General features: G+C 44.0%; 25 protein-coding genes. 5 read left to right on the top strand and 20 right to left on the bottom strand.

Features of this window, described 5'->3' with window-relative positions:
* Window positions 1-345: 345 nt before the first annotated feature.
* Window positions 346-960 carry a trimeric intracellular cation channel family protein gene (locus tag AC1DV1_RS12545; protein ID WP_477359552.1) on the bottom strand — a complete coding sequence of 205 codons (615 nt, stop codon included), beginning with the start codon at window positions 958-960 and terminating at the stop codon, window positions 346-348.
* A gap of 340 nt (window positions 961-1,300) precedes the next feature.
* Window positions 1,301-2,533, bottom strand: coding sequence for a dicarboxylate/amino acid:cation symporter (locus AC1DV1_RS12540; RefSeq protein WP_477359548.1), 1,233 nt, complete (start codon window positions 2,531-2,533; stop codon window positions 1,301-1,303).
* A 143-nt stretch (window positions 2,534-2,676) separates the two neighbouring features.
* Between AC1DV1_RS12540 and AC1DV1_RS12535 the strand changes: the two genes are divergently transcribed.
* The 3 genes from AC1DV1_RS12535 (at window position 2,677) to AC1DV1_RS12525 (ending at window position 7,523) form a co-directional block, all read left to right on the top strand.
* Entirely contained in the window at window positions 2,677-3,255 is a 579-nt protein-coding gene (locus tag AC1DV1_RS12535) for an HD domain-containing protein (protein ID WP_477359545.1), read from the top strand.
* 10 nt (window positions 3,256-3,265) lie between these two features.
* Window positions 3,266-4,144: a YitT family protein gene (locus AC1DV1_RS12530; RefSeq protein WP_090651951.1), complete on the top strand. Its 879-nt coding sequence runs from the start codon at window positions 3,266-3,268 to the stop codon at window positions 4,142-4,144.
* 475 nt (window positions 4,145-4,619) lie between these two features.
* Entirely contained in the window at window positions 4,620-7,523 is a 2,904-nt protein-coding gene (locus tag AC1DV1_RS12525; RefSeq protein ID WP_477359542.1) for a discoidin domain-containing protein, read from the top strand.
* Window positions 7,524-7,803: 280 nt separating this feature from the next.
* Here the strand turns inward: AC1DV1_RS12525 and AC1DV1_RS12520 are convergent, their stop codons facing one another.
* The 9 genes from AC1DV1_RS12520 to AC1DV1_RS12480 are packed head-to-tail and all read right to left on the bottom strand — an operon-like array spanning window position 7,804 to window position 16,543.
* Window positions 7,804-8,181, bottom strand: a complete 378-nt coding sequence (locus AC1DV1_RS12520) for a DMT family transporter (protein WP_477359539.1) — start codon at window positions 8,179-8,181, stop codon at window positions 7,804-7,806.
* A gap of 2 nt (window positions 8,182-8,183) precedes the next feature.
* Window positions 8,184-9,143, bottom strand: coding sequence for a sterol desaturase family protein (locus tag AC1DV1_RS12515; protein ID WP_477359536.1), 960 nt, complete (start codon window positions 9,141-9,143; stop codon window positions 8,184-8,186).
* Window positions 9,144-9,146: 3 nt separating this feature from the next.
* Window positions 9,147-10,586 carry an N-acetylneuraminate synthase family protein gene (locus AC1DV1_RS12510; protein WP_477359533.1) on the bottom strand — a complete coding sequence of 480 codons (1,440 nt, stop codon included), beginning with the start codon at window positions 10,584-10,586 and terminating at the stop codon, window positions 9,147-9,149.
* A 14-nt stretch (window positions 10,587-10,600) separates the two neighbouring features.
* Entirely contained in the window at window positions 10,601-11,407 is an 807-nt protein-coding gene (locus tag AC1DV1_RS12505; protein ID WP_477359530.1) for an SDR family oxidoreductase, read from the bottom strand.
* Between the two features lie 56 nt (window positions 11,408-11,463).
* Window positions 11,464-12,810 (bottom strand): aminotransferase class III-fold pyridoxal phosphate-dependent enzyme, encoded by a 1,347-nt coding sequence (locus tag AC1DV1_RS12500; protein ID WP_477359527.1) that lies wholly within the window; start codon window positions 12,808-12,810, stop codon window positions 11,464-11,466.
* An 11-nt stretch (window positions 12,811-12,821) separates the two neighbouring features.
* Complete coding sequence (locus AC1DV1_RS12495; RefSeq protein WP_477359524.1) at window positions 12,822-13,760, bottom strand: transketolase family protein; 939 nt, start codon at window positions 13,758-13,760, stop codon at window positions 12,822-12,824.
* A gap of 2 nt (window positions 13,761-13,762) precedes the next feature.
* Window positions 13,763-14,632: a transketolase gene (locus tag AC1DV1_RS12490; protein ID WP_477359521.1), complete on the bottom strand. Its 870-nt coding sequence runs from the start codon at window positions 14,630-14,632 to the stop codon at window positions 13,763-13,765.
* Window positions 14,622-15,464: a cytidylyltransferase domain-containing protein gene (locus tag AC1DV1_RS12485; RefSeq protein ID WP_477359518.1), complete on the bottom strand. Its 843-nt coding sequence runs from the start codon at window positions 15,462-15,464 to the stop codon at window positions 14,622-14,624. The genes AC1DV1_RS12490 and AC1DV1_RS12485 overlap by 11 nt, the downstream gene beginning before the upstream one ends.
* A gap of 14 nt (window positions 15,465-15,478) precedes the next feature.
* A complete protein-coding gene (locus AC1DV1_RS12480) occupies window positions 15,479-16,543 on the bottom strand; it encodes a hypothetical protein (RefSeq protein ID WP_477359515.1) in 1,065 nt (354 codons plus the stop codon).
* A gap of 146 nt (window positions 16,544-16,689) precedes the next feature.
* Here AC1DV1_RS12480 and AC1DV1_RS12475 point away from each other — a divergent pair, with 146 nt between their 5' ends.
* The gene (locus AC1DV1_RS12475; protein ID WP_477359512.1) at window positions 16,690-16,863 is read left to right on the top strand and encodes a hypothetical protein; all 174 of its coding nucleotides are present in this window, start codon (window positions 16,690-16,692) and stop codon (window positions 16,861-16,863) included.
* Between the two features lie 16 nt (window positions 16,864-16,879).
* Here the strand turns inward: AC1DV1_RS12475 and AC1DV1_RS12470 are convergent, their stop codons facing one another.
* On the bottom strand, window positions 16,880-17,719 hold the full coding sequence (locus tag AC1DV1_RS12470; protein ID WP_477359509.1) for a phosphatidylinositol-specific phospholipase C/glycerophosphodiester phosphodiesterase family protein: 840 nt from the start codon (window positions 17,717-17,719) through the stop codon (window positions 16,880-16,882).
* A gap of 331 nt (window positions 17,720-18,050) precedes the next feature.
* Between AC1DV1_RS12470 and AC1DV1_RS12465 the strand changes: the two genes are divergently transcribed.
* On the top strand, window positions 18,051-18,593 hold the full coding sequence (locus AC1DV1_RS12465; protein WP_477359506.1) for a hypothetical protein: 543 nt from the start codon (window positions 18,051-18,053) through the stop codon (window positions 18,591-18,593).
* An 82-nt stretch (window positions 18,594-18,675) separates the two neighbouring features.
* Here AC1DV1_RS12465 and AC1DV1_RS12460 read toward each other — a convergent pair whose 3' ends face one another.
* The 8 genes from AC1DV1_RS12460 to AC1DV1_RS12425 form a co-directional block, all read right to left on the bottom strand.
* On the bottom strand, window positions 18,676-19,572 hold the full coding sequence (locus AC1DV1_RS12460; RefSeq protein ID WP_477359503.1) for an Rpn family recombination-promoting nuclease/putative transposase: 897 nt from the start codon (window positions 19,570-19,572) through the stop codon (window positions 18,676-18,678).
* A 111-nt stretch (window positions 19,573-19,683) separates the two neighbouring features.
* On the bottom strand, window positions 19,684-20,205 hold the full coding sequence (locus tag AC1DV1_RS12455; RefSeq protein ID WP_477359501.1) for a YceI family protein: 522 nt from the start codon (window positions 20,203-20,205) through the stop codon (window positions 19,684-19,686).
* A gap of 162 nt (window positions 20,206-20,367) precedes the next feature.
* Window positions 20,368-21,351, bottom strand: coding sequence for a hypothetical protein (locus AC1DV1_RS12450; protein WP_477359498.1), 984 nt, complete (start codon window positions 21,349-21,351; stop codon window positions 20,368-20,370).
* Between the two features lie 34 nt (window positions 21,352-21,385).
* On the bottom strand, window positions 21,386-21,751 hold the full coding sequence (locus AC1DV1_RS12445) for a hypothetical protein (RefSeq protein ID WP_477359495.1): 366 nt from the start codon (window positions 21,749-21,751) through the stop codon (window positions 21,386-21,388).
* 200 nt (window positions 21,752-21,951) lie between these two features.
* Window positions 21,952-24,111, bottom strand: coding sequence for an LA_2272 family surface repeat-containing protein (locus AC1DV1_RS12440; RefSeq protein WP_477359492.1), 2,160 nt, complete (start codon window positions 24,109-24,111; stop codon window positions 21,952-21,954).
* 14 nt (window positions 24,112-24,125) lie between these two features.
* On the bottom strand, window positions 24,126-25,100 hold the full coding sequence (locus tag AC1DV1_RS12435) for a FecR family protein (RefSeq protein ID WP_477359489.1): 975 nt from the start codon (window positions 25,098-25,100) through the stop codon (window positions 24,126-24,128).
* The gene (locus tag AC1DV1_RS12430; protein WP_477359486.1) at window positions 25,097-25,678 is read right to left on the bottom strand and encodes an RNA polymerase sigma-70 factor; all 582 of its coding nucleotides are present in this window, start codon (window positions 25,676-25,678) and stop codon (window positions 25,097-25,099) included. Before AC1DV1_RS12430 ends, AC1DV1_RS12435 begins: the two co-directional genes overlap by 4 nt.
* 139 nt (window positions 25,679-25,817) lie before the next feature.
* Complete coding sequence (locus AC1DV1_RS12425) at window positions 25,818-26,582, bottom strand: DUF4262 domain-containing protein (RefSeq protein ID WP_477359482.1); 765 nt, start codon at window positions 26,580-26,582, stop codon at window positions 25,818-25,820.
* Between the last annotated feature and the right edge of the window lie 151 nt (window positions 26,583-26,733).

Raw genomic sequence — 26,733 nt, 5'->3', positions numbered from 1 at the left:
GTGCCTTATAATGACATGATTTTAAGCTATTGATTATCAGGGTTGTTTTTTTAATGTAGAGACGCAATACTTTGCGTCTCCCCCAGGACATTCAAAATTTACAGGCTCAACTTGCATGTGTGATTTGCATGCGGGAGACGCAAAATGTTGCGTCTCTACAAAAGCCCCGTTTACAATTATGTCATTACTGTTTTTTCAAGCATAGGCTGGTGGATACTCGCAATGACGGATAATAGAGATTGATAATCAATAACTTACAATAAAATGGTTTTGTCGTCGTTTCCACTTCAAAATTCGCAAGATTTGACTATTCACGATGACAATTAGTAGTCGTCTCAAGTAAGCTTAATGCCATTCTTCCCTATAAACAAATTTGGGCATTTGCCAGTTGTATTTGATAGATAGCAGGCGTAACGCCAGGCCAATGATACAAGCAATTATAATGGCAACCGCATCGCTGGCGCCTAAATATTCAATTCCTAAGTAAACAGCCCCGGTAACTATTGATGCACTTGCATAAATCTCCTTGCGGAATAGCAGCGGCACTTCGTTACAAAGTACGTCGCGCAGTACGCCGCCGGCGCAGCCCGTTATCATTCCGCTTAATAATACAATAGTGGCCGGCAGGTTTATTTGCTGCGCTATCTGGCAGCCTATAATAGTAAATACTACTAAGCCCAGCGCATCAAGGTATAGGAACAGCGTTTTCATTTTGGTCATCAGCCGGGCAATAACGGCTGCCAATATCGCGGCACCAGCGGTTATCAACAGGTATTCGGGATGCTCAACCCAACTCATGGGATAATGGTTAAACAGGATATTGCGCACAGTGCCGCCCCCTAAGGCAGTAACCCAGGCAATAATGCAAACGCCTATCCAATCCATATCCCTGCGCCCTGCCGATAGGGCAGCGGTCATGGCTTCGGCAATAATAGCTATGATGTATAGTATGTGTAGCATGGGAGGCAGGTGTTTAACAAATATAGTTAATTTGTTTTCTATCAAAAAGCTAAGATTCTTTCTCCCCAGGGCAAAGGCACCCAAATAGCTAATGGAATGAGCGATATAAGCTTCAAACGCCCCCTTAGTTGTTATCGGCTGATCACAGTTAAATGATCCGGCTACCGATGGGACTTGTATTGGCCAACACCAGGCACAAGTATTTGGATGCGCCTAAATTGCGCGATAAGTTTAGTGTTAACCATGATAAAATATAACATATTGATTGTTAGATATTTATAAATATTTTATCTGAAATGTGTTAAGTTATGTTAACCCAATCAGATGCATTTGCCCCGTCTTACTCCCCCTTTAGGCGGTCGGGGCTCATCCAGTTTTTTCCATCTACGAAGCGGGAGATCAGCATGGCGGCCACGGTATCGCCGGTAGCGTTCAGCAGGGTAGCCATGGGGTCAACCAGTGTACCTATGATCATGGCCGGGGGTAAAGCCTCGGGCGGAAAGCCGTAGGCCGATATAAACAACAATTCGCCTATATAACCGCCGTTGGGTATGCCGCCTTCAACCAGGCTTACCAGTACGGTTAAAGCCAGCGCCACTACAACGGTTTCTGCATTATTAAAACTTTTGCCAAACAAGGCAAATACAACCGCCATTTTTACGATGGATGATATGCTCGATCCATCCTTGTGCAGGGTGCCGCCAAGTGGAATGGTTACGTTGGCGATAACATCCCGAATGCCCATTTTTTTTGCGGCATCTAAATTTGCCGGGATGGTTGCAATACTGCTACAGGTGCCTACTGCCGTTGCCGATGGGATGATGTTATTTTTCCAGTACCTTTTTACCGCGCCGACGCCCCCCGCTATAAAAGCGTAAAGGCTAAATATGGCTACAAAATAAAACGCGCCCACACCATAGTACAAAGCCATCGAACGAGCGTAGCCCCCAAATAGCTGCGGACCGAACACGCCCACCTGGTAAGCAAAATAAGCCCCTAATCCAATAGGCCCCAGTTTCATGATCAGGATAAAAATATTTTTAAACACTTCGTTACCGCTGTGCAAAAAGCGGGTGAACGCAGCACCTTTTTCGCCAGCATTAAGGGTGGCAAAGCCAATCAGTACCGAAAATATGATCATGGCCATCATACTTTTGCGCGATAACAGCTGGTAAAATTCGCTTGTAGTAAAAAGGTTGGTGAGCTGATCGCCTAACGGTTTTTTGTCAATGGCTTCGGTAATAGGGTTGGCCACTAAATGCTGATGAATGGGGAAGATCCATATGGCGATGATAGTCACCATGGCCGCTACCAGCACCGTGCCCACAAATACCAGCGAGGTTATACCCAATAGTTTACCAAGCTTGTTTGTGGCATCAAGCCCGGCTATGGCCGATGCAATGGCAAAGAAAACCAGTGGTACCACAGCGGTGAACAACAGGTTCAGGAAAATATCGCCTATGGGTTTAATAATACTTACCTTATCGCCTAAAAAAATGCCGGCAATGCTGCCAACTATGATACCGGCCATCAGCAATATGATGCCCTGGTAGTTTTTGAACCAATCATTCATGTAGCTAATATAGTTTTTTACCTGTATAACGGATGCATGTGTATACCACCGGGACGAAACAAAAACTTAGCGCCATGTATTTATGCCTTTTTGAAATTTGCCTGGTAACTCATTTTATTATATTAGCAGCCAATTTATAACCAATGCAGATTGATAAGGCCGGGGAATTTATCCTGGATAAAATAAAACGCGAACTCTCGGTACATTTTTACTACCACAATGCAACCCATGCGCAGGATGTATACAACGCTGCTAAACAGCTAGCATTGGGTGAAGGTATCGATTTAGCAGAAACTACTTTGTTGCTTACAGCCACCTTGTTTCATGATTCGGGTTTTTTGCGCGGGCTGGATGATCATGAAAGCAACTCCTGTAAAATAGCCCGCGAACATCTGCCGGCCTTTAATTATACAGATGCCCAGATAGCCGTTGTTTGTGATATCATTATGGCTACCAAAATACCCCAGGAACCGCATAATAAGCTTGGCGAAATTATTTGTGATGCCGATTTGGATTATTTAGGCCGGAATGATTTTTTTATCCTTAGTAAAAGGTTATTTTCGGAACTTGAAATAACCCATAAACTGAAAACAGAACAGGAGTGGGATAAACAGCAGGTAAGCTTTCTGAAAAGCCACCGCTATTTCACCAAAACAGCTATCAGTTTAAGAGAAGCTGAAAAAGAAAAGCACCTGCGTACAATAACTGAAAGATTAATATAAAGTACTATACATGACTAAACCGGAACATAGTTTATCTGAAATAATTAAGGATGTAGTAACCGTAATTATCGGGATTTTATTTTGCGGATTTGCCCTGAAAGGTTTTTTGGTACCTAACCAATTTTTTGATGGAGGAGTAACGGGTATATCCCTGCTGATTCATGAGCTTTATCACATCAACATCGCTTTTGTGATCATAGCTGCCAATATTCCGTTCATCATTATGGGAATGTTCCAGGTGAACAGGTCTTTTGCGCTCAAAACTTTTGCCTGCGTAATAGGGCTTGGAGTTTGCTTGTTGTATGTGCCTTATCCGGTTATTACATCCGATAAGCTACTGGTATCCATATTCGGCGGTGTGTTTATGGGCCTGGGGGTTGGCCTTTCCATTCGTGGCGGCTGCGCGTTAGATGGGATAGAGATACTGGCACTTTACACCTTAAAACGCAGTAGTTTTACTATCAGCGAGATTATTTTAGGCATCAACATTATTATATTTTTAATAGCTGCTTTTGAGCTTGGCCTGCCAACCGCATTGTACTCCATATTAACCTATTACACCGCCTCCCGCACCATTAGCTTTGTAATTGATGGGCTGGAAGAATATACAGCGGTAAACATCATATCCGGCCAAAGCGAGATCATTAAAGAAAAACTGGTTATGGAACTGGGCCGGGGCATCACCATATATAAAGGTGAGCGCGGATTTTTGAAAGAAAGCTTTGATGTGCACCAGCCTGTTGATATCATTTTTACAGTAATAACCCGCTTCGAAGTACGTCGTCTTAAAAACCTGGTACACAGTATTGATCCCAAAGCATTCGTGTTTACCAACAGCATCAAGGAAGCAGCTGGTGGGGTACTTAAAAAGCGGGTGCGGGAGCATTGATTTTTTGGCGATTATCCATGCCCCCGTCATGCCGGGGTAACTGCTATGCACTATTGCGGAAAGATGGATTCTTATAATTTTTGGCTATTCAATTAATAACTAAAATTTTCAAGTCATTCTTTCCGGCGAGGTGAAGAGGGGACTGCCCCGACGCTTTAGGGCAGCCGTTTGAGCCCTCGCCGCTATTCTCTATATACATCCTTCCTCCTTCGGAATTCCCCCGGGATCTCATCGCCCTGACACAACAAAAGCAGTAAAACAGAAGTGTTTTTCAATCAGAATTTTAATAACCTACACTTACTCCATTCAAATAAAATAATCCATCGCATTCAACAGTTTATCCATTTTTTGGACTGAAGGCATCAGATAAATTTAGCATTCTGAAAACTACATTGTAAACCCTCTCCGAAATTCAAAAATGTTACCAACAAACCTCATCTCTTGTTTTAAGACTGCTTTTGTCATAATCTTCGTGATGTTGTTGTGCAACAACTCAAATGCACAATCAAATTTTGTTTACCTCAACAGCTCAAAAACGCGGCAATGGAAAGTAAAGCCGCAGGCCGATGTGAACGATTCGGATAAGATAAAAGTAGCAGGTTTTAATGCGGATGGCTGGATACCCGCCATAGTTCCCGGAACCACATTTGCATCATACGTGGCCGCCGGTTTAGAAAAAGACCCCAATTTTGGCGATAACATTTATAAAGTCGACCGCGCAAAATACGACCGTAATTTTTGGTACCGTACCGAATTTAAGGTACCGACTAATTACTCCCAAAAGAATATCTGGCTAAACTTTAAAGGCGTAAACCGCAAGGCCGATATTTACCTTAACGGCGCCTTGCTGGGCAGCCTGGATGGTTTTATGATGCGCGGGCAGTTTGATATTACATCACTTGTAAAAGGCCGCGATAAAAATGTACTGGCCGTATTGGTTTATCTGCCGGTACAACCGCTGGCCAATGTAGGCAGCCCCAATTATGTGTCAAGCGCCGGCTGGGACTGGATGCCCTACGTGCCGGGCCTAAATTCGGGTATTGCAGATAATGTTTATTTGAGCAATACCGGCGATATCACCATAAAAGATCCATGGATTCAAAGCAGCCTGCCAACCAACGCCCGGGCCGATATATCCGTGACGGCCGAGTTGAAAAACAATAGTGCAAGCCCGCAGGCTGCAATCATCAAAGGTGTTATTATGCCGGGCAATATCGAATTTTCAAAAAAGGTTTATGTAAATGGTAATGGCAGCGCCAACATTAAGTTAGATAAAAAGGACTTTGAGCAGCTGATGATCAACAGTCCCAAACTATGGTGGCCAAATGGCTACGGCGAGCCAAACCTGTACAATTGTAAGTTAAGCGTAGTTGTTGGCGACGAGGTATCGGATGTGCAAAATATCAAAATCGGCATCAAAAGATATAGCTATGATACCGTTGGCCACGTGTTGCATGTGGCTATTAACGGTGTAAAAGTATTTATAAAAGGCGGCGATTGGGGAATGTCGGAATATATGCTGCGTTGCCGCGGGGCCGAATACGATACCAGGGTTAGGCTGCACAAGGAGATGAACTTTAATATGATCCGCAACTGGATTGGCTCGGTAACCGACGAGGAATTTTATGACGCCTGCGATAAATACGGTATGATGGTTTGGGACGATTTTTGGCTGAACGCCAACGAAAACCTGCCTGCGGATATCAATGTTTTTAATGCTAACGCGATAGAAAAGATTAAGCGTTTTCGTAATCATCCCTCGATAGCCGTATGGTGTGCCGAAAACGAAGGCTGGCCAATGGCTCCATTAAATAACTGGCTTAAAGAAGACCTGGCCACGTTTGACGGAGGCGAACGGCACTACCAACCCAACTCGCATGCCGAAAACCTGACCGGCAGCGGACCCTGGGCCAATAAAGATCCGCGGTATTATTTTACGGCTTATCCCATTGGCTCTGGTGGTAATAAGGGGTGGGGCCTGCGTTCTGAACTGGGGACCGCTGTGTTTACCAATTTCGACAGCTTTAAAAAATTTATGCCGAAAGATAAATGGTGGCCACGCAACGAGATGTGGAACCAGCACTTTTTTGGCCCGCTGGCGTTTAATGCCGGGCCCGATTATTATGACGAAAGTGTAAGTAGTTACGGCGTGCCAAAAGGCATTGAAGATTACTGCCGCAAGGCCCAGTTTGTAAACATCGAAACCAATAAGGCCATGTTTGAGGGCTGGCAGGATGCCATGGGCGAAGATGCCTCGGGCCTGATGACCTGGATGAGCCAATCGGCCTACCCATCAATGGTGTGGCAAACTTATGATTACTATTACGACCTCACCGGAGCATTCTGGGGAGCAAAAAAGGCCTGCGAACCATTACATATCCAATGGAACCCGCTAACCAATGCCATCAAAATTATCAACACCACCCGCGCAGATGCAGAGGGCCTAACCGCCCAGGCAGATGTATATAACCTTGATGGTTCCTTAGTAAAACAATACAGCATCAGCAAAACAGCCGATGCGCCTGCCAATAGCGCGGGGCAGGTGTTCGAACTTAAATTTAATCCATACAAAGCCGATCTGGCTAAAAATAAACCGGTTGTTGCCTCCTCATCAACCAATGGTAACGCGTCGGATGTTAACGACGGTAAAAGCGACACCCGCTGGGCCAGCAGTTATAATGACGGCGAATGGATCGCTATTGATTTGGGTAAAGATGAAGTGATTAACGGCGTTGGCCTTACCTGGGAAGATGCCTATGCCAAAGCGTTCAAAATCCAAACCTCTAATGATAACCATACCTGGCTCGACGTTTATAGTACCGCTGATGGCCGCCAGGGGACGCAAAAAATCACCTTTCCCGAAGTAACTGCCAGGTATGTGCGGATGCAGGGTGTAGAACGGGCGACTTACTGGGGTTATTCCCTGTACAATTTTGAGGTTTACCAGGGCGATGTAGCCAGCGAAGGTTTATCGGCAGTACATTTTATTAAAGTAAAACTCACGGATAAAAACGGCAAACTGGTATCTGATAATTTTTACTGGCGCGGCAACAAACGCCGGGATTATACGGCATTGAACACCCTGCCAAAAGTAAATTTGAAGGTGACCTATAAAACGGTTAAAGCTGACGGCAAATGTTATATCACCGCCCAGGTAACCAATCCCGCATCGTCAAAAGCGGTTGCGTTTGGTATTAGGGTACAGGCGGTGAAAGCATCAACCGGCGAGCAAATTTTACCGGCGATAGTAAGCGATAATTATTTTACGCTATTAAAAGGCGAAACCAGGGAAGTAAGGATTGAATTTGATGAGGAAGTGCTGGGGAACGATAGTATTAAACTGATAGCTGATCCGTACAATAATAACATAGATGAGTAATTGTTGGGGATATGATTGCCGGGAAGGTGCTGTGTGCACAAATCTTTCAATAAAAAAAATGTCATTTCGAACGAGGTACAAGGAGAAATCTTATAGGCCCTGCATCCCACGATGTTGGTTTGCAAGCATGACGTAAAAGATTTCTCCTCACGCCAACGCTCAAAACCTCTCCTCGTTCGTTCGAAATGACAATTTCCTATATCGATGATGAGATGCTTAAAGATGTATATAATAGGCCGATAACAAAAAAATAAAAATAATTTACCTGGTTGCCGGATTGTTATTTCACTTCTGCCCCAAAAAACTTTAACCCTAAAATGCCGGTCATAATCAGTGTCATAAAAAACACCTCCATCCAGGATAGTTTCTGGTGAAAGATGGCCATTTCGGCAATTTTGATGAGTACAAGGGTGATAGCCGTCCATACGGCATAAGCAACAGCTGTGGGCACCAGCTTAATAGCCAGCGAGAAAAAGTAGATATTGCCTATCCCAAACAAAATGTACCCGGCAAAAGGCAGCCAAACCGGCAAGCCGTATTGTAAGCTTAAAGCCGAATGCCAGCGCAGGGCCTTCAGGTCGCTGAATTTCATAAACTTGAGCGAAAATGTCCAGGCAGCTTCAAATGCTGCGGCTATGATAAGATAGATCCAGGCCAATGTTAGTTTTGTTGTATGAGGTTATCTTCAGTGGATACTTGTTTTATTGGTAAGGGCGTTGGTTGTAAATCAATCACCGGTTCATTGTATTTAACCGGCAGCCTCTTGGTAAGCCAGCTAATTGCCCTCTTGCGGAGCGTATAATACCATTTAAACCAGGGATATTTTAAAAGTTTTGACTCATCAAAACGTTTTACGCTGAAGGCATGCTGTAAAAAGTAATCCTTCGGGTAATCATAATAAAGCCCCCAGTTTTCGGGATTGTTGCCCGGTGCGTGGCCAGGGTCATACACGGTACCAAACAGGTAATCCCACACAGATAGCTTGGTAGCGAAATTGGCATGAAAAACTTCCTGGTAATTGGCATGGTGCCATAAATGCAATTCGGGGGAGTTAAAAATGTACTTCAGCTTGCCAAATTTCACTTTAATATTGGCATGAATAAACATGCCGTACATTGCGTCTATCAGCGCCTTGATGGGTATTACCATGGGGTTTGCCCCTAACAAAATAATGGGGGCAAACTCGATGGTTTGGTTAATCACAATCTCCATAAAATGAGAGCGTGACCCGGCTAAAAAATCAACCTCTTTACCCGAGTGGTGTGCCTCATGAAGCCTCCAGAATACTTTACTGGAATGCTGGAAACGGTGAAACAGGTAGATATAAAGATCATGCGTAACCACAAAAAATAGTACCTGCACAGCCAGTGGCCAGCTGCCAACAGCACTCCAACCCGATAGATCGAAATGCTGTTGTAGCGGCGCAATGATATAGCTGAAGATCAGGATCTTCAAAAAATAACTTTGAATTAAAGTATACCATACCAAATCGACCCAAAACCCTTCCCTAAAAAACGGCAGGCCTTTACGGTAGGGCGAAACACGTTCCCAGGCGATGATGAAAACCACCCAGCAGGCAAGGATAATGGTTGTTATGGTGTATACTTTGTCCAGGGGCATTATTTATACTAATGGTTTTTCTTTATACTCATCGCTGATGTTAACCCGCAATCTTTTCATAGGGGCCAGCTCAGATTCGTAAACTCTTTTTTCGCCATCGCCGGTGGCAGTTTCCACATCGCGGATATCGCGCACCAGGCGTTGCAGGCCTTGCGGCTCAACAGACGCTGCATGGTCTGATCCCCACATGGCCCTGTCGAGCGTAAAATGGCGCTCAACAAACGTTGCACCTAATGATACCGCGGCAACAGTAGTAGCCAAACCTGTTTCGTGGCCCGAATAACCGATTGGTACCCCCGGATATTTAGCCTCCAACGTCTGGATCATTTTAAGGTTTAATTCCTGCGGGGCGCAAGGATAGGCCGAGGTAGAGTGGGCGATGAACAAAGGATAGTTCTCGTCAAAAGCGTTCACAAAATTCATGGTAGCCTCAATCTCTTTCATGGTCGACATGCCTGTTGATAGCATCAGCGGCTTGCCAGTTTCCAGAATGCGCTGTATCAGGTCGAAATCGGTTAACGATGCTGATGCCAGCTTGTATAAAATGGTATCAAAGCGCTCCATAAAATCAACGGATGGCGCATCCCAGGCTGATACAAACCAATCAATACCCAGCTTTTTGCAATAGTGGTCAATTGTGGCGTATTCGGCTATCCCAAATTCGGTTTTGCGTTTGTAATCAATGTAAGTGATGCGGCCCCATGGGGTATCGCGCATAATTTCCCATTGGTCTTTAGGTACACAAATTTCGGGGGTGCGTTTCTGGAATTTAACAGCATCGGCTTTGGCGGCAACTGCCTCATCAATCAGCTTTTTGCAGGTTTCCAGCGATCCGTTATGGTTAATACCAATTTCGGCAATAATATAGCTTGGCTGGCCTTTGCCAATTACGCGGCCATTTTGCAGGGTGATAGTACCGTTGCGGTTGCCTGCTGATAAAGTAGCATTGCCTTTGGCATCAATAATGAATTCTGAAACCTCGCGGAAACAGCCTTCGCCGCCATTTAGGGTACTTACAAAATCGGCTTTTGTTTTTATTAAAGGCAAAGCATCGGCAGGGCAAGCGGTTAGGCCAGCCAGCTTCATTACTTCCAGGTCGTTATAATCATCGCCTATGTAGGCAACTTCGGTTAATGACAGGTTTAAACGGCTGCAAATTTCTCTTAAAACAGCAACCTTATCTTTAATCCCTACGTGCAGTTCAACTATCTGCAGTTTGGCAGCCCTTTTTATTAGCGAAGGGGAGTGCTCGCCGGTGATGATGCCGGTATCTACGCCTGCAAATTTTCGCAGTCGGTCCACACCCATGCCATCGCGCATGTTGAATTTTTTAAGCAGTTCGCCATCGGTGTTATAGTAAACACCGGCGTCAGTTAGTACGCCATCGTTGTCGGTTAGCAAAAGTTTGATGCCCGCCGCTTTTTGTTTTAAAATTTCATTCATGTTTTATGTGTGAATTAAATTGCTGTCCATCCTCCATCAACTACCAGGTTTGCACCGGTCATGTAAGCCGAGGCCTCGCTGGCCAGGAATACAAGCGCACCCTGGTAATCAGATGCTTTGGCCATACGGCCCAGTAAAGTTTTTGCTGAATAATTGCCTATAAAATCTTCGGTTTGTCCGTTCTCGACACCACCCGGCGATAGGGTATTTACCCTTACCCCGGTATGCCCCCAGTATGCAGCCAAAAAACGGGTAAAGTTGATGATAGCCCCCTTGGTTACCGGGTAAGCTGCCGATTTATAAAATGTCTGTTCGCCCGCGGCGTTACGGTATATCGTTTGGTCGGGGCCTACCATGCCGTAGGTACTGGCAATATTGATGATACTGCCGCTGCCCTGCAGGGCCATATGGGTACCCAATATCTGCGAGCTTAAAAACACCCCGGTTACATTTACATTTAATGATCGCTGAAAAGCCTCTAACGGATAGTTTTCAAATGCCGACAGCTCTTTGGCCATCGCGGGATCTTCAAACTTATCGTTTATGGCCGCGTTATTCACCAGGATATCCAGCCCGTCGTATTGGTTCAGTATGGTATTAAGCGCGTCAACCAATGATTGTTTGCTGGTTACATCTAAGCCTATACCAATATGGTTTTGGCCTAATTGCTGCGCAAAGGTTTGTGCGGCTTCGGCATCAATATCGGCCACTACCACATTGGCCCCGGCTGCTGCCAGCGCTTCGCAATGTTTTTTGCCTATCAGGCCAAGTGCACCCGTTACTACTGCCGTTTTTTGTGTTAATGAAAATAAACCCGTCATCTAAATTTCTATATGATTTGTGCTACTGACTTGCGACTAAAGACTTATGACTTCAATCACCCGGCTATAACGCTTTTAGGTTTAATGTTGTAGTTACTCACCTTGCGAAAAACAGCTTCCAATACTTCGCCTTTTAGATAATTTTTGATATTGCCACTTTCAATTGCTTCTTTTACCAGGGGCAATACATCTCGGTATGTTAACAAAATGTAGTCGATATCTTCGGAGGTATGGCTGTAGCACATATTATGGAAGCCCGCCCAAAGCACACCGCGTTTTATCATTTCCTGCTGCATCAGGGTTTTAACCTCCAGGGCATTGCCTGCTTCTGCGGTAAAAGTTACCATGCTGCGGCAGTTAAAGCCCACGCAACGGGTATATTTATCCATACCGGTTTCAATTGCTGCAAGGTTATATCCGTTTTTTAATAAAGCACCGTGTGCATCTAAATAATGCGGCACATTTTTATTGCGCAGTTCGTTAATGGTTGCTATACAAGCTGCTAATGATAAAGCCTCGCCGCCAAAGGTGGTGTAGCTAAATACTTCGGAGTTAAATAACTCCATCACATCGGCACGGCCGGTTAATAAGGCTATGGGCATTCCGTTGGCACAGGCTTTTGAAAACACGGCCAGGTCGGCCTTAACGTCAAAATATTCCTGCGCGCCGCCAACAGCCACGCGGAAACCCGTCCACATTTCGTCAAATATTAACAGTGTACCATTGGCTTTGCATACTTCGGCCAGTTGCTGTAAGTATCCGGGTTTAGGGGCTTCAAAAATAAAGGGCTCCAGTATTATGGCCGCAACGCTTTCGTCTAAAGCCGCTTTTACGGATTCAATGTCGTTATATTCAAAAGTGTAGGTTAAATCCTGTATGGCATCTGGTACGCCCGCGTTGCGGCTGGTTATGCCTATATACCAATCGTGCCAGCCGTGGTAGCCACAGCAAAATATTTTATCGCGGCCTGTAAAAGCACGGGCCACGCGTACAGCTGCCGAACATACATCGGCACCGGTTTTGCTAATTTTAACTGCCTCGGCATTAGGGACTACCTGTTGTACCAATTCGCTCAATTCAACCTCCAGTGGATGCATTAATGAAAAGGTAATACCATCTTCCAGTTGCCTGCGGATAGCTTCATCAACCGCAGGGTAAGCGTAACCCAATGAGATAGGGCCAATAGCCGAATTAAGATCGATATACTCGTTACCATCTGCATCCCACACGTGCGATCCTTTGCCTTTTACAATGTATTTAGGGGCTACGCCATTGGTAAACTGGCCGGGGCCTTTTGCCAGGGTTTGTGTAACGGGTTTTTGTACTTTTAAAGCTCGCTGATATAGACTGTCAGACTGGCTGATGTCAGGAAAATTATTTTCGAGTGCTATTTTATTAGCCATAATGCTGTTTTTTATTCTGAAAATTCAGGTGTTAAAATGTCTGGTTGGTGGTGGGCAGTTTGGTAGCCCAAAATCTGCTCGGCAATTTGCTTGCCTGTAAAGCCTTCGTGCTGTAAAACATCGGGCAGTAATGCCGGCCTGAACCATTTATCGTTCAGGGCGATGGGCAGCACTTTTGCGGTGGTTTGGTGTTTTAATAATACTTCGGCCAAAATGCTGTACAGGCCGCCGGTTACAAAATGATCTTCGAGCGTTACAACCAGGCTGCTTTGGGCGCAGGCTTGTAGTATAGCTTGCTCATCAACAGGTTTAAGGCTGCGCATATTTACCAGGCCTACAGAAAGGCCTTCGCTGCGCAGAATATCAACTGCAATAAGCGCCTGCTCAAACAATAGGCCGTAGGTTAATATGGTTACATCATTGCCTTCGCTTATTACTTCGGCTTTGCCTAAAACAAAAGGCTCATGATTGTACCATGTTTTACGGGTGTTGATACGGGTATAGGCAGGGTGTTCGCTGTTCCATATTTGCGGTAGCATTTTTACAAGGTCATCCTCATCGGCCGGGGCAAATACAGTTACATTGGGGATGCCGCGCATTATCGAAATATCCTCAATAGCCTGGTGGGTGGGACCATTTCCATCAGATAAAAGCCCGGGAATAAAACCGCTCAGCTTAACCGGAAGGTTAGGAATGCCCAAATCGGTACGTACAAATTCAAAGGCACGCATGGTTAAAAATGCCGCAAGGGCATGTACCACCGGGATACGGCCGCGTAAGGCCAAACCCGCAGCTGCGCCTATCATGGTTTGCTCGGTAATGCCGGTATCAATAAAACGCTTGCCCAAAATGCCGGGCAGGTTACGTACCAATGCGCGGTTTTCGGCAGTCATCACAATAATCTGCTCGTTGGCAAGGGCTGTTTCTGTTAATAATTCTTCGTAGGTCATATTTATCTCACTACTAAAGTTTCTGATGTTAATAGGGTGTTTTGATTGCCGTGCAGTTCCAATAAAAGCTGGCCAATTTCATCTGCATTGAAATTACAGAACCAGCGGTCGGCGCGCTCTTCAATGCTGGGCAATCCTTTGCCGCGTACGGTGTCGGCAATCACTACATTGAGTTTTCCTTCTTCAAAAGGATAGGCGCTGAAAGCGTGGTGCAAATCAATAAAGTTATGCCCGTCTATACGTTTTACAGCAGCGCCAAAGGCCCGGAATTTATCGGCAAGCGGCTCCAGCGGAATCAGGTCTTCGGTGCGTACATTGGCCTGGAATTGGTTACGGTCGACCACGAAAATTAAATTATCCAGTTTGTAGGCATTGGCTACCAATACAGCCTCCCAGCAGGTGCCTTCATTTAATTCACCATCGCCTAAAATGCATACTACCTTGTTATTGCCACCACTTATTTTAAGATCAAGTGCCACGCCGATAGCTACGGAAGGCAAATGACCTAACGAACCGGAATGAAACTCAATACCCGGAATATGCGTATTGGGGTGCCAGTAAATATGATCGTTAATAGACAGGTGATTTTTAAGCCGGTCTTTATCCAACAAACCCAGCTCGGCAAAGGTGCCATGCAGGGCAGGCACATCATGCCCTTTGGAAAGGAACAGGTAGTCCCTGTCGGGATGGTCAAGATTATCTTTGTTGATATTTAAAAAACGGGTATATAAGTAAACTATCAAATCAACCGCCGATAACGATGCTCCAGTAAAGCAGCCGCCATCTGTAGACATGCGTACAATGTGTTCGCGTACGTTTAAGGCGATAGCCGTTAACTCCTGCTGGTTGATGTTTGGGGTGTTATGCTTCACTTTGTTCAAATTGTTGTGAGTTTTCTTTCGGTGCTTTTTTGGTTTGATCGGGCAAAATGGTTTGCAGCTCATCCAGGTGATGGCGGTACCAGTTTACGCCGGCGTACTGTGTGTTGATCTGCATTATTTCGGGCTTGCGGTTAAGCAGGTTAAGGATATCCTGGCAGGAAAACTGGTGGCAGATAGGGTATAACTCGCTGTATACTTTTTCGATAAAGTAATAATCCTCAGGGTAATCAATAGTAAACCTGTGCGACATGGAGTAATCCAAACCTGTTTTCCGGCTTACATTGCCGATGCTAAAAATGAGCGGGTTTTCCCAGATGTATGGCGTGGTATGCTCCAGTTCAAGCGGGCGGCCGGCGTTTTCCCATGCTTGTTTAAGGCAGGCCATGGTCATTACCTCTACATCGTTACCATCGGGCCAGGTGGCCGGGTGCAGGTTGCTTACATAATCGTATTTGCCACGGTTAGCAAAAAAATATTCCAGTACCTGGTCTATAATACGTGGGTCTATCAGCGGGCAATCAGATGGGATCTTTAACACAATGTCGGCTTTAAACCGGCGTGCGGCCTGGTAGTGCCTATCCAGTAAATTGCCCAGGCTGCCGCGATAGCTGGGTATATTCATCTCCAAAGCTTCCTTCACAATGATATCGTCCTCCTCATTCTCGGATGTGGCGATGATGATGTCGGCTTTATGCTGCATCATTTGCAGCCGCTCAATCATGCGAGCCAAAAGGCTTTTGCCCAATATGGGCAGCATTACTTTGCCCGGCAAACGGCTTGATGCCATGCGGGCCTGCACTATGATTACAATTTTTTCTGTCATGGTATTTATATTTATTACCAGTTTGCTATTAGTTGGTTGGTTAACTCCTGCTGCCGCCCGCTAACCAGGTGTTTATAGATGGCCAGCTGCGGATCAAAACTCTTTTTATTCCCTTTGTGGTTTAAGTATTCGCGGCAAAGCGCGGCAATTGTTTCGGCCGATGTTCCTTCGTTTTGCAACGGCGCAAGCTCCTGCAGTTCATTAATATCAAACCAGGAGTGAACCTTTTTGCCCAGCGCTATACCTGTATATACTACCGTGGAATACTGGGTTATCAATTCGCAGCAATTGGCTATCATATGGGCGGTATTACCCTCTTTATAGATCATGGCATCTGCCGGCGCATGTTTGCGGATCTCACTTTCGGCCCTGGCAAAATTCTCGTTAGGATGAAGTTTGAAAAGCAGCGGCCTGCCTGCCGCTATTTTAACAGCATTTTTGATAAATGCTACCCTGTTCTCTATCCGGAAGGTTTCGCGCATATCGGATGTAGCCACCATCACATAATCGTGGTGCGGGAAATCATTATTTAAATGTTGCTGCTGGTTGTCATAGTTGGGCATGCCGGTTACAACTATCTTGTTAACATCGGTGCCTTTGTTGGCAAACTGCTGCTTATATCCTTCAGATGCTGCGCAATAAACATCGCATATATTTGCTGCCCCGTTTAGTGATGTATTGCCGCACATGGTTGATGGCAACCGCAGGGTACGTACAATTTTGCTCCAGGTGGTATAGCGGTCTATCATACCCTCCTGCACCCATATGGTTTTAAATTTACGCATACGCCTGGGCACAATCATATCGGTGCAATACACTACCAGGTCGTATTGGTTTTTTTTGGCCATAAAATCAACCTGTAATGCGTTTTGATATAAATACCTTTCAGATTTTAACCTGAATTTGCGCGATAACACTGTGCCGTTAAAAATGGGAGTTTTGGCGAGCAGATAGTTTAAGAGTGTATTATCTGTAAATAGCTGGCTAAACCAGCAATCAAATTCGGGCAACTCATTTGCAATCTGGTGCATCTGGGTTGTTTGGTTAATTGAACCAGTAATGAATAATATTTTCTTCATTCCTTTACTTTCAATTAAAGGGTGTAAGTTAAATTCAAGGGTTGAATGCTTTACTTGTTATTTTAATTATAAAGCCTGGCTGATGCCTTGCTTTATAATTTGTTAAAAGTAATTGCGCTACTTTTAGATAAAGCGAAGCCAGCGTTATGAAATTATTAAGAGGTGGTTTTTGGGAAAAGAATTTATTAACAATGAAGGTGAAAGTCAAGAAATTAGAGTCAAGAATCAAGAAAGAAAAAAAGAAAAGGCTTATTGCAGTAAGCTTTAATGAAGAAATGACTTATAAACCAATGGTATTTATCTTAAATCTTGATTCTTAACTCTTAACTCTTTTTCTCAATCAACTTTTGCATAGCTTTTGGGGCCTGTTTGCAAAAAGTTTTTAAGTTCAACCAGTCTATCGGTATTAATCAGGTCTACGCCGCAGTTTAGTAATTCGCGCCATACCACCTCGTTCTCGGGCGAGGCCCAAAGCCTTACTTTTTTGCCAAACTTGTGGGCCAGCAGCACGTACATACGCAGGCGCTGCCTTTCAAAGGGCGAAAAATCGCCTTTGCCGTCCCATTTTAATAAATGCGAGTATTTGCAGCTTGCAGTTTGGTATAAATTTCTTGAAACGGTATCCTGCCTTATTTGCATCAGGTCTTCATCAACGAAAGCCAGCCGGCTGTTTTGAGCTTTAATCAACCCGTAAGGGCGGTGGCCGGTAATAACAACGGTTACCTGCCGCTGGGTGTAAACGCCGTTTTCGTAACCCGAGAGGATTGGCTTGTACTTTTCAAGTAACAGCTGTAATGCTTCGTAGGTTTTGGCGCCATCTGATTTTATGTCGATCATCAGCGTTAGCGGATAGGTTGGGCATTTGATCTCTTTATTGGTGCCGTTGATGCATTCCATCAGCGGGGCCAGGTACAAGCGCTCCAGGGTTCTTTGTTTTTTTAAAAAAGGAAAGATATGCGCTACAATGAGTTTATTGTTCCTTAAGTATACGTCGGCTTCAATGTTTGTAAAACCGTTATCCAAAGCATCGTACAAAGGCCGTTTATGCCAGTAATCATTGTGGGCAAAGCCGTTGGAGATGGTGGGGATTTGGGGGTAGGCGTTATGGCCGATAAATATCAGCAGGCTCAGGAACAATAACTTAAGGTGCTTAGGGCAAAAAATTGCTGTTCGCATCGATAATTTTTTTGTTTCCCCAAATGTACCTGTCCAATGTTGCATAAATGTTACCTTATTATGATGAAAGTTTTTTAGCGCGACAAGGGTTTGATACTGGGTATTTATACGGCAAGTAGGGATGTATTGTTATTCACGGTTAATAAATTTTCGTATTTACTTCATAAATTATTCATGGTTCCGCTTGCTTGTAATGGTGGTAAGGCTTAGTAAAAAAGCTTTTTGCTTAATACGGATTAGGTTGGATAAAGAAAAAATAACGGGCTCAGGCAACGTATTTATAAAAGTGGCAGTAATACATGTAAATGATTATTTACTAAAACCACGTCAAATGAAAGTTCTATCAAAATTAATAGCCGTTTCAATTGTTGCCTCAGCTATATTTTTTACAACAAACGCGCAGGCACAAACAGTAGCGGCTAAACAATTTACATTTAGCCTGGGGGCCGAAACAGGTTTGCCAACCGGTGTTGCCCGCCTGGGTACAAACTTTGTGCTTGGTGCAACAGGGCAGTTTCAATACGGTATTACCAATAATTTTGCGGTAACATTTGCTGCGGGCGGCTACCACTTTTTTCCGAAGAAGAACCCCACTACCGGYGAAAGRTATGGCAGCTATGGCGAAATTCCGMTTAAAATAGGYGTTAAACAATTTTTTATACCYAATGTWTAYGTTGGCGTTGAAGGCGGTTTAGCATGGGAAAAATTAGAAGATGGACAGGGATGGGCGCCGTTTCACAGGCGCGACCTGGCCGGACGAGTAGGGTACGCAAACAAGCACTGGGACCTGAGTGCGCGGTATGAGGATTTTTACATGAAGGATTATCACACAGGCCTGGTGGCTTTGCGTTTAGCTTATGGCTTTGGGTTGTAAGCTAAAAGCTTAAGGCTTAAAGCAGAAAGCTAAGCTAAAGGGGAGCGATGATTTTGTCGCTCCCCTTTTTTAGTGCGGATATTTAAAGTTTCTCTATCTCTTCAATCGGGAGTTTAGTTGTTCTTGCTAAAAATTCATTAGCTAAGCCTTCCTTTTTTAATTCACGGGCAATATCTAAGGCCTTTTTATATTCACCTTTCTCTATACCTTTCTCCTCGCCCCTGGCCTCAGCGGTCGATACTGCATAGTCCAGCACATTTTTATTATCCCATTTGTATTTTAAGCTGCTATCGTACATCGTTTTTTCCTCCTTTGTCAGGTTTATATATTCTGCAATGCTGAATAATTTTTCAAATATTGGTTTCCGAAGATAAACCGGGATTTTTTCCATATGGCTCAAGTCTTTTAAAACATGTAGCCATCTATCCAAATCGGTCTCGAGTTCGGTTTCCGTTTTAACAAATTTAGCTAATTCTATATAAGTATAACCCAGTTTATCGTAAAAAATTTCACCCGTATCCCTGTTACAAAGGCAAATATCGTGCAGGTATGTATTTTCTGGCGTGTCGTCTAAAGTGAAATCTTCCAACAGGGCAATAAAATATACTTCGGCAATGTTGTAGCCCCAGACGTTACGCTTACCCTTGGGTGCCTGGTCGCTTATTAGCCGACTGGTATAAAACAAAGCCCGTTCTTTAAAATATCCTTGTTTGGCCCGCTGAATCTCAATCAGAAATTGTTCACCCCTGTCGCCGGTACAAAGCAGGTCGAATATGGCCGAGCCTTCGTCCTTTAAATCACCATGGTGCTCATTTTTATTGTACACTAAATCAACAATATGCTTCCTTCCTCTGAATACTTCATTTAAAAAAGCGATTAGCAAATCTTTATTGGGCTCACTGCCGAAGATTTTTTTAAAGGCGAAGTCAACTAAAGGATCGATGTATCTCCCAGGAATAGGCGGGTTATTGTTTGGCATAGTCAAATATAAAAGTTTATTCCTTATTCAACTCCGCAACAAATATAGCCGGTACAAAACAAAAGCGCCACGCTATAATATAACGTGGCGCTTTTGCTGTGTACTTGCTATTTAGCCCTTAGCAACAGGCACCGTTAAACTAATGGTTAGTTCATCCGGCGATCCGTTGCGGGTGATATTAAAATCCTTTGGCTTTACTTTAAAGCTGCCTTTAAAAAGGCCTTCGTTTCCTTTATCATCAAAAGTAAAATGAATGGTAACTGGTTTGGTAACGCCCTTCATATTCAGATTACCTACAGCCTGGTACGCGTTGCCGCTTTTGCTAACTGCGGTTGAGGTAAAGGTGATGGTGGGATGATTGTCGGCATCCAGGGCGTCTTTGGCGTGGTTGTTTTTGATAAAGAAGCCGGTAGCAATACTTTCCACATCAATAGATGCCGAAATTTTTGATTGCCCCGGATCGGCCTTATCAAATTGGATATTGGCTTTCAGCGTTTCAAATTTGCCGCTGATACGGCCACCTGCAAAGGTAACTTCATAAGGGCTTTTAACTTTATAAGTAACAAGCGACAGGGCAAATGCCGAAAGGCTGATGACCAGCAGGATGATTAACGAATACGTGATCTTTTTCATAGTATAGTTTTTTCGGTTATCTATAGCCCCGTGTTGTTTCAGGGCCTTTATATGAAAACGAACACGTTGGTTAAGAGGTTGCCTGTAAAACCAAAGTTMATACATAATAAAAAAGGGCAGGTGATTTTTATCTGCCCTTTGGTATACTTAAGCGATGGTATTTTATTTAAAATGATAGCCCACTTTTACAGCCAGCACATCATCAATATTGTAATTGCTGTAGTTATCATACTTAACACCTATATCAATACCGTTTCTGAATTTAAAACCCATTGATGGAGTGTACATAAATGAGGTAACGCTACCCGTTGTAAATGCTACACCTGCTTCTCCTCCAAGGTAAAATAGGTCGCCTAAATATACGCGCAGGCCGGCTTTTACAGGTACTATGTTACTTTGGGTTTCATAAATATGGCCTATTGACGGGTATAATGAGCTAACAGTGCTAAAATATTGTTGTTTGTGAGAGGCATGCGCGTAGCCAACAGAAAAAGTAGCTTCAACGTTACTGCTTATGGCTTTGCTTACATTACCTTCTATCCCAAACACATACCCTTCAAACGCGCTGGTAGTTACGCCCTGACTCAAACTTACGCCCCATTGAAGGCCGGCAGCTGGTTCTATGCTGCGTTTATGTGGGGCAACTGTTCGGGCGCCAAAGCCATAGGCCAGTCGTAAGGCAATATCTTTAGTTGCCCTGTCGCGTGTATAGTCTTCATATTTTATGYTGATATCCATCCCGTTTTTAAAGGCCAACCCAACGGACGGCGACCACAGGAACGATRTTCCCCATTGTTCAAAGGCAAAGCCTGCGCCAGCCTCGCCGCCCAGGTAAAGGTTATCGCCCACAAAATACTTAAGCCCCAATTTTACAGGGATAACATTGTATGGGCTGCCGTATTGATTGTAAGATGCAAAGTGGTCTTTCTCGAAAAAATGGGTAAAGCCAGTGGCTATTGTTCCGGAAATGTGCTCGTTAAAATTCTTTTGTACACGAATATCGCCGCCAAGTGCATATTTAAATGCAACGCTGGTGGCAATGCCTGAGTTTATACCAAAACCTATGCGCAAGCTGTTTTCGGTTTGAGCGTGGGTTATGCCGGATAAAAATAAAAAAATGGTTAGGAATGAAAATAGGTGTTTCATGTTTTAATTATTTATAGATAAAAAGGAAAAGAGGTTAATAAGCAGGCAGAAATTTTAATGCTTTTTTGAGGGTTAGCAAGCCGAGCCCGAAAGCTACCCAGGCGGCCACCTGCTGGTTTTTAAGCAAGTATGATGTGTATATGATCACCAGGAAGATACTGCAGATACTTAACAGTATTAACTTAAGCAAACGGGCATCGTTATCAGTTAAAGGGGCAGATGTTTGAAGCTGTTTAGCTTTAATAACTAAGCCTTTGAGCAGGGCCAGCGCAAAAAGCAAAGCCAGGCCCAGCGCTCTCGGAAATGCATAGCACATAAGCAGGCTATATACAATGATGAGTACACCGGCAATTAAAAATAGCAGCAGTAAAACAATGGTGGTTTCGCAAATTCGTTGCATTATTGTCTGTTTTTGGGGATGTGACAACAATGGGCAGGTTTACCCCTACGGTAGTGGGTAATTTTATTTAGCCTCACCCAAACCCTCTCCAAGGGAGAGGGTTTTTGATTTGCATGATGTTACTATTAAAGGTTTAAGATTTTGTAGCCGTTAAGCTAATCAGACTCCTATTGTTTGAAATGCGTTTGGCAACGGAAATTTCATTTGCTTAGCTTAATGCGATAGCCCAGGCGCAGGGCAAATTGTTTAAAAATATAGCTGTAATTATCAAACTTAACCCCGGTTTCCAGGCCGTTTTTAAAACTAAAACCGGCAGAAACACCATACAGTGAACTTCGGTAGGGTCCATCAACCAAATTACGACCGGGTATAATAATATTGGGGTCATGGTAGGTGTTAAATAAACCAAAAGCCTGGCCCAATTCGCAGCCTATATAAAACGGGCCGCCGGTTTTTAAGCGTACCCCAACTTTTGCCGGTATAAATTGCCGCGGCGATGAAGTACCTGGCAATTTAACCTGGTGTGTAGCATCCACTGTTTCGTAATAATAATCGTTATGGACCGTAAAATAGGTGTACCCGGCAGATAACGTACCGGTAAGGTGGCTGCCCAGGTCGCGCATCGCCATCAGTTCGGTACCGTGAACAAAGCCGCCGTAGGGGTTATCCCAGCCTACACCGGTTGTAACCGCCGCCCCAAGGTACCAGGCGTTTGAATCGTCAACTACTTTTTTGGCGGGTTTAAAAACCGAATTAAATGCCAACCCCGCTTCCCAGCCCAGCCAGCTCCTTACCTGGTGGCCATATGTGTAGCTTGGATAGGATGGGGCATGTACCGGATTTTTATATCCCGGTATCGAAAATGAATTACTATAATTATAGCTGTTAAAAACCGGACCAGCCATGATGCTGACGTGTTTGGATAGCTGCACGTTTAACAGCAGTTTAGCCTGTATCAGCCTATCGTCCCAGCTGCCTGCGTTGGCTATCAGGTAATGTGTCTCGGCAGATACAAACACGTTATTGCTTAACATAAAATCGTGCCCGATACCCAGGCCAAAAGCATAAAGCTTATTACCTGGTGATATATTTGCACCTAAGGAGAATTTGCTGTAAAAGCTATGCGTACCGGTTGTTAGCGACGTGTTGGTGTTCATCAGGTCGCTTGTTGATAATCCTATTTTGTAAAAGCCGTTGCCTATAATATTCACTAAACCTATGCTTGCCCCCTGCGAGGTATCGGCAGTGTTAACCAGCCCAATTTGTAGCCCCTTTAGTTTACGGGCGCTATTGTTAAATAGCGAGAACTGTACACCCGCAACATCGCTTTCGGCTTTATTAACAAAAAACGCCAGCTGCGCGCCTTTTACCGTGTCTAAAGCCTGGTTATTGATGCCGGCAAACTGCAAGCCGGTTACCGTGCCGCCTACAAGGTTAAACACACTTGCCAATTGCAGATACCGCGAATTCATTTTATTGATGTTGAATAAACCGGCTACTTCAATACCGTTTACACCTGCCGTATAACCGCCAATAAGGTTTACCGAAAAATTATTAACTACCTGCGAACTAAACATGCCATGCGAGCTTAACCCGGGTGTAAGGGATACCTGGAAGGGCCGGGTAGCAAAAAAATCAGGGATGTTTAAKCTTTGGATGCGCTGCCTTGCCGAGATTAAAAAGCGCCCCATACCAGTTTTTTCAACCTGGCGGCGTTTACCGGCTTTGTCGTAGTTTTCCTTTAGCGCCCGAGTGCTTATGGATACGCTTTGTAAAAAATTAATGGAGGTGTCTTTATAATCAAGCTTGCTGGCTGTAAGGCTGATTTGCTGTGGGTTATCGGCCCTGAATTTGAGCCGGAAATAACCATGTTCATCGGTGAGTGCCGAAACCAGTAGTTGCTTAAGGTAAACCGATGCATTCATCAATCGTTCGCCGGTGTGCTCGTTAACAACTAAGCCACTGATGCTATAAGAGTTATAATCATTGGTTATATCGATATTAGCGAGTGCAAGTCGGGGCACAGGTTTGGTTAAAATGATATAGTCATTGTATTCGGCTACCTGGTATTTATCCTTAAAAAGTAAACCAAGTATCACCGCGATTTTTTGATCTGTCGCGTTAATGGTAACCAGGCTATCCTGCGGTAACAATTTAGCGTCATATGAAAAATAACAATTCCCTTTTTTTTCTATTTGCTTTAGTACCTCGCCAAGGGGCGCCTGGTTAAAGTTGACAGATACCTGGCGGTTAAGCAGGCTTTGCGCGTGCGCATTATTAAAAAGGAAGGGCAGTATGAGCAGCGCCGAAATAATTATCAGTTTGCGGGTATCTATAGTTTGCAGGTAGGTAATGATCATTAAAAAACAAAAGTTTATTTAAGTACGATCTGATTTTGTTTCCTTTCAACTTCGAGGTTGAACGTTAGGCTAAGCAAATGCAGGACTTCGTTGAGCGACCGATTGGTTTTTAAAACAGCAACTATTCTTTTGTCGTTTAAATCTTTACGGCCTATTACAATGTGGCAGTCATAGGCTTCATTTAATACTTTAACCAGTTTAGATAGTGGTACATTGTTGGCTACAAACTCCCTGCTATAGTAATAATTATACAGGTTGTCATTGTTGCTTTGTTTTAGTAAAATAGCGCTGCCTTTTTGCACCGATACCATTTCGCCTGGTTTAAGTGAAACCGTTTTGCCATTCAGGCTCACCTGCACTATCCCGGTTTCAACAATCACTTCAATATTGCCATTTTTAAAATTCACATTAAAAGATGTTCCCACCACCCTGATTGTAGCTTTACCGGCTGTAATAATAAAAGGTTTGGCTTTATCGGGCGCTACTTTAAAAAACGCCTCGCCTTTAATTAACTCAACATCGCGTTGTTTGCCGTTAAAGCTTTTTGGATAGCTCAGTAACGCATATTTATTTAAGGTGATGTAGGAGCCATCGGACAAGGTATCTGTTTTAACCGCCGTCCGCGTTTCAAATTGCACCTGCGGGTTTGCAAACCGGTTGAAATATAACCATGCGCATCCTGCAAAAAACAGTATCGCCGCGGCCATTTTAAGCCAGCGGTAGTTGCTCCGCATGTTTACCACTTGTTGTGCGTTTTTTTGCTCCGCGGCCCTTTGTTTTACTTTTTGCAGGGATGCCTGCGCATCAATGCCTGTATCGGCCTTAAAGTTTTTGCTGCTGTCCCATATCAGCCTGAATTGCTCAAACCGGCGTTCGTTGGCAGCATCGGCGGCGCGCCATTCGGTTACCAGCCGGGCTTGTTCGGCGGTTACTTCATCCAGCAGGTAGCTTATCAGTAATTCGTCATTCACTTGTATCGGTGTTTTCATGACAGTATTTTAATTAATATCCATATCATCAGCGGCAGGTAATCTGCCAGTTGTAACCTTAACCGTTTTAGCGCTTTGCCCATCTGGTTATCTACTGTTTTTATGCTGATGCCCAGCTGCGATGCTATCTGGGCATATTTCAAGTCTTCAAACCGGCTCAACTGAAAAATAGTGCGGCATTGCTCGGGTAAATCATTAATCGCCCTTTTTAGCTGCTGCTCAAACTCACGGAACTGCAGCTGGTTCAGCGGGCTTTCGGTATGTTTATCCATCTCATAATAAGTGTGCGACTGGTATTTTTGCTGTACCTTGTGGTGCTTAAAATAATTCATACACTCGTTATATACCGACCGGTACAAATAAGCTTTAAGCGAAGTGTGGATAGCGACTGGCTCCGGCCGTTCAAGAATTTTTAAAAATACATCCTGGATCATTTCATCGGCTAATGCCGTGTCATCAAGCATAGTAAACGCATAGTGGTGCAGCGCGGCATAATGCTCCAGGTAAACACGGTCAAAGTCTTCTCCATCTGCATTTAATTGCAGTTTATAAGGTATATGTGTTTGTTCTGTATCCAACTGACAGGGTTAAAAGTACTACTTTAAACAATAATCTGTTTTGCAGACAACAAGATGAGTGTTTACCCCTATGGCGGATTGAAAAAAAATATAAGGTTAATGAAAGGTAAGTACCCTCCGACTATTTTTCTACAGCTTGTCAGTCCTCATCTTGTTCATCTTCACTTTCGGCATATTGCCAATTTTCATCAATGCTGCTTCTCCATGCGCTCCAGCCATATTGTAAGTGGTATATATCGTTGATAGTCGGATCAAGTTTGGTAATCTCTTCAAGGCAAACCAGCAGTGAATCTGTTATATCAGGATGATCGCCGGTATGAAACTGCCAGTCGCCGTCTTCGTTATGATAAACGTATAATATCGGCTCGCCCTCAAATGCCTGTTTTGTAGTATATACGCCCAGGTTTTTTTCCTCATAAAATTTAAAACCGGAATCCCTGTCTAAAAGCGGCTGTTTGAATTTCCAGGCCGGATTAAAAGCTTCATCCCAGGGGAATAGCTGCTGTTTATCGGGCCAAACTAATTGCAAAACGGGGTAATCATGGCTATAACCGTAAAACCAGCTTGCATAACCGAGGTAATTGGGGTAGAAGGCTTTATCAACCTGTACAAACTGAACATCGTAATTATCAATAACTTCAGCATATGGCTTAGCGGGTGCTATTGTTTCGCCTGCTTTAACCATATCTCTGATGTCGTTTATAAGATTTGTCATTACATTGATTTGCAAACCAAAGCAAATAATTTCGGGGTGGCCGAAATTTTTGTATAAACCTATTGAATAAGCAAAAGCCGGCAAATAATTATCTGCTTCAAAAAGGGCAATACTACAACCGAATTGTTCTACATCATCAATTATTTCCCGCTCGGCTTTCGAATTATGGTCGCTGTGGTCCTGGCTCATCGCTTGCTATTGCTTTTTTTGAGAAATATACAAAGATTACCCTGAATCATTAACCGTAAGTATTGGCCGGAAAATTTAACGCCCGCATTATCAATCACTTTGTTATATTTGCCGCAGATTAAATCAATCTGTCAACACTTTGAGCCATGTA

Source organism: Mucilaginibacter sp. P4_D1 (genome assembly GCF_056401935.1).
This window is presented reverse-complemented; position numbering and strand designations above follow the sequence as displayed.

Bases quoted from the DNA above. Each gene is read 5' to 3' on its own strand.
- AC1DV1_RS12530 (WP_090651951.1), top strand. From the start codon at position 3,266: ATGACTAAACCGGAACATAGTTTATCTGAAATAATTAAGGATGTAGTA.
- AC1DV1_RS12500 (WP_477359527.1), bottom strand. From the start codon at position 12,810: ATGGCTAATAAAATAGCACTCGAAAATAATTTTCCTGACATCAGCCAG.
- AC1DV1_RS12475 (WP_477359512.1), top strand. From the start codon at position 16,690: ATGAAATTATTAAGAGGTGGTTTTTGGGAAAAGAATTTATTAACAATG.
- AC1DV1_RS12510 (WP_477359533.1), bottom strand. From the start codon at position 10,586: ATGAATGAAATTTTAAAACAAAAAGCGGCGGGCATCAAACTTTTGCTA.
- AC1DV1_RS12525 (WP_477359542.1), top strand. From the start codon at position 4,620: ATGTTGTTGTGCAACAACTCAAATGCACAATCAAATTTTGTTTACCTC.
- AC1DV1_RS12495 (WP_477359524.1), bottom strand. From the start codon at position 13,760: ATGACCTACGAAGAATTATTAACAGAAACAGCCCTTGCCAACGAGCAG.
- AC1DV1_RS12435 (WP_477359489.1), bottom strand. From the start codon at position 25,100: ATGAAAACACCGATACAAGTGAATGACGAATTACTGATAAGCTACCTG.
- AC1DV1_RS12455 (WP_477359501.1), bottom strand. From the start codon at position 20,205: ATGAAAAAGATCACGTATTCGTTAATCATCCTGCTGGTCATCAGCCTT.
- AC1DV1_RS12470 (WP_477359509.1), bottom strand. From the start codon at position 17,719: ATGCGAACAGCAATTTTTTGCCCTAAGCACCTTAAGTTATTGTTCCTG.
- AC1DV1_RS12460 (WP_477359503.1), bottom strand. From the start codon at position 19,572: ATGCCAAACAATAACCCGCCTATTCCTGGGAGATACATCGATCCTTTA.
- AC1DV1_RS12445 (WP_477359495.1), bottom strand. From the start codon at position 21,751: ATGCAACGAATTTGCGAAACCACCATTGTTTTACTGCTGCTATTTTTA.
- AC1DV1_RS12545 (WP_477359552.1), bottom strand. From the start codon at position 960: ATGCTACACATACTATACATCATAGCTATTATTGCCGAAGCCATGACC.
- AC1DV1_RS12540 (WP_477359548.1), bottom strand. From the start codon at position 2,533: ATGAATGATTGGTTCAAAAACTACCAGGGCATCATATTGCTGATGGCC.
- AC1DV1_RS12535 (WP_477359545.1), top strand. From the start codon at position 2,677: ATGCAGATTGATAAGGCCGGGGAATTTATCCTGGATAAAATAAAACGC.
- AC1DV1_RS12425 (WP_477359482.1), bottom strand. From the start codon at position 26,582: ATGAGCCAGGACCACAGCGACCATAATTCGAAAGCCGAGCGGGAAATA.
- AC1DV1_RS12480 (WP_477359515.1), bottom strand. From the start codon at position 16,543: ATGAAGAAAATATTATTCATTACTGGTTCAATTAACCAAACAACCCAG.
- AC1DV1_RS12485 (WP_477359518.1), bottom strand. From the start codon at position 15,464: ATGACAGAAAAAATTGTAATCATAGTGCAGGCCCGCATGGCATCAAGC.
- AC1DV1_RS12515 (WP_477359536.1), bottom strand. From the start codon at position 9,143: ATGCCCCTGGACAAAGTATACACCATAACAACCATTATCCTTGCCTGC.
- AC1DV1_RS12505 (WP_477359530.1), bottom strand. From the start codon at position 11,407: ATGACGGGTTTATTTTCATTAACACAAAAAACGGCAGTAGTAACGGGT.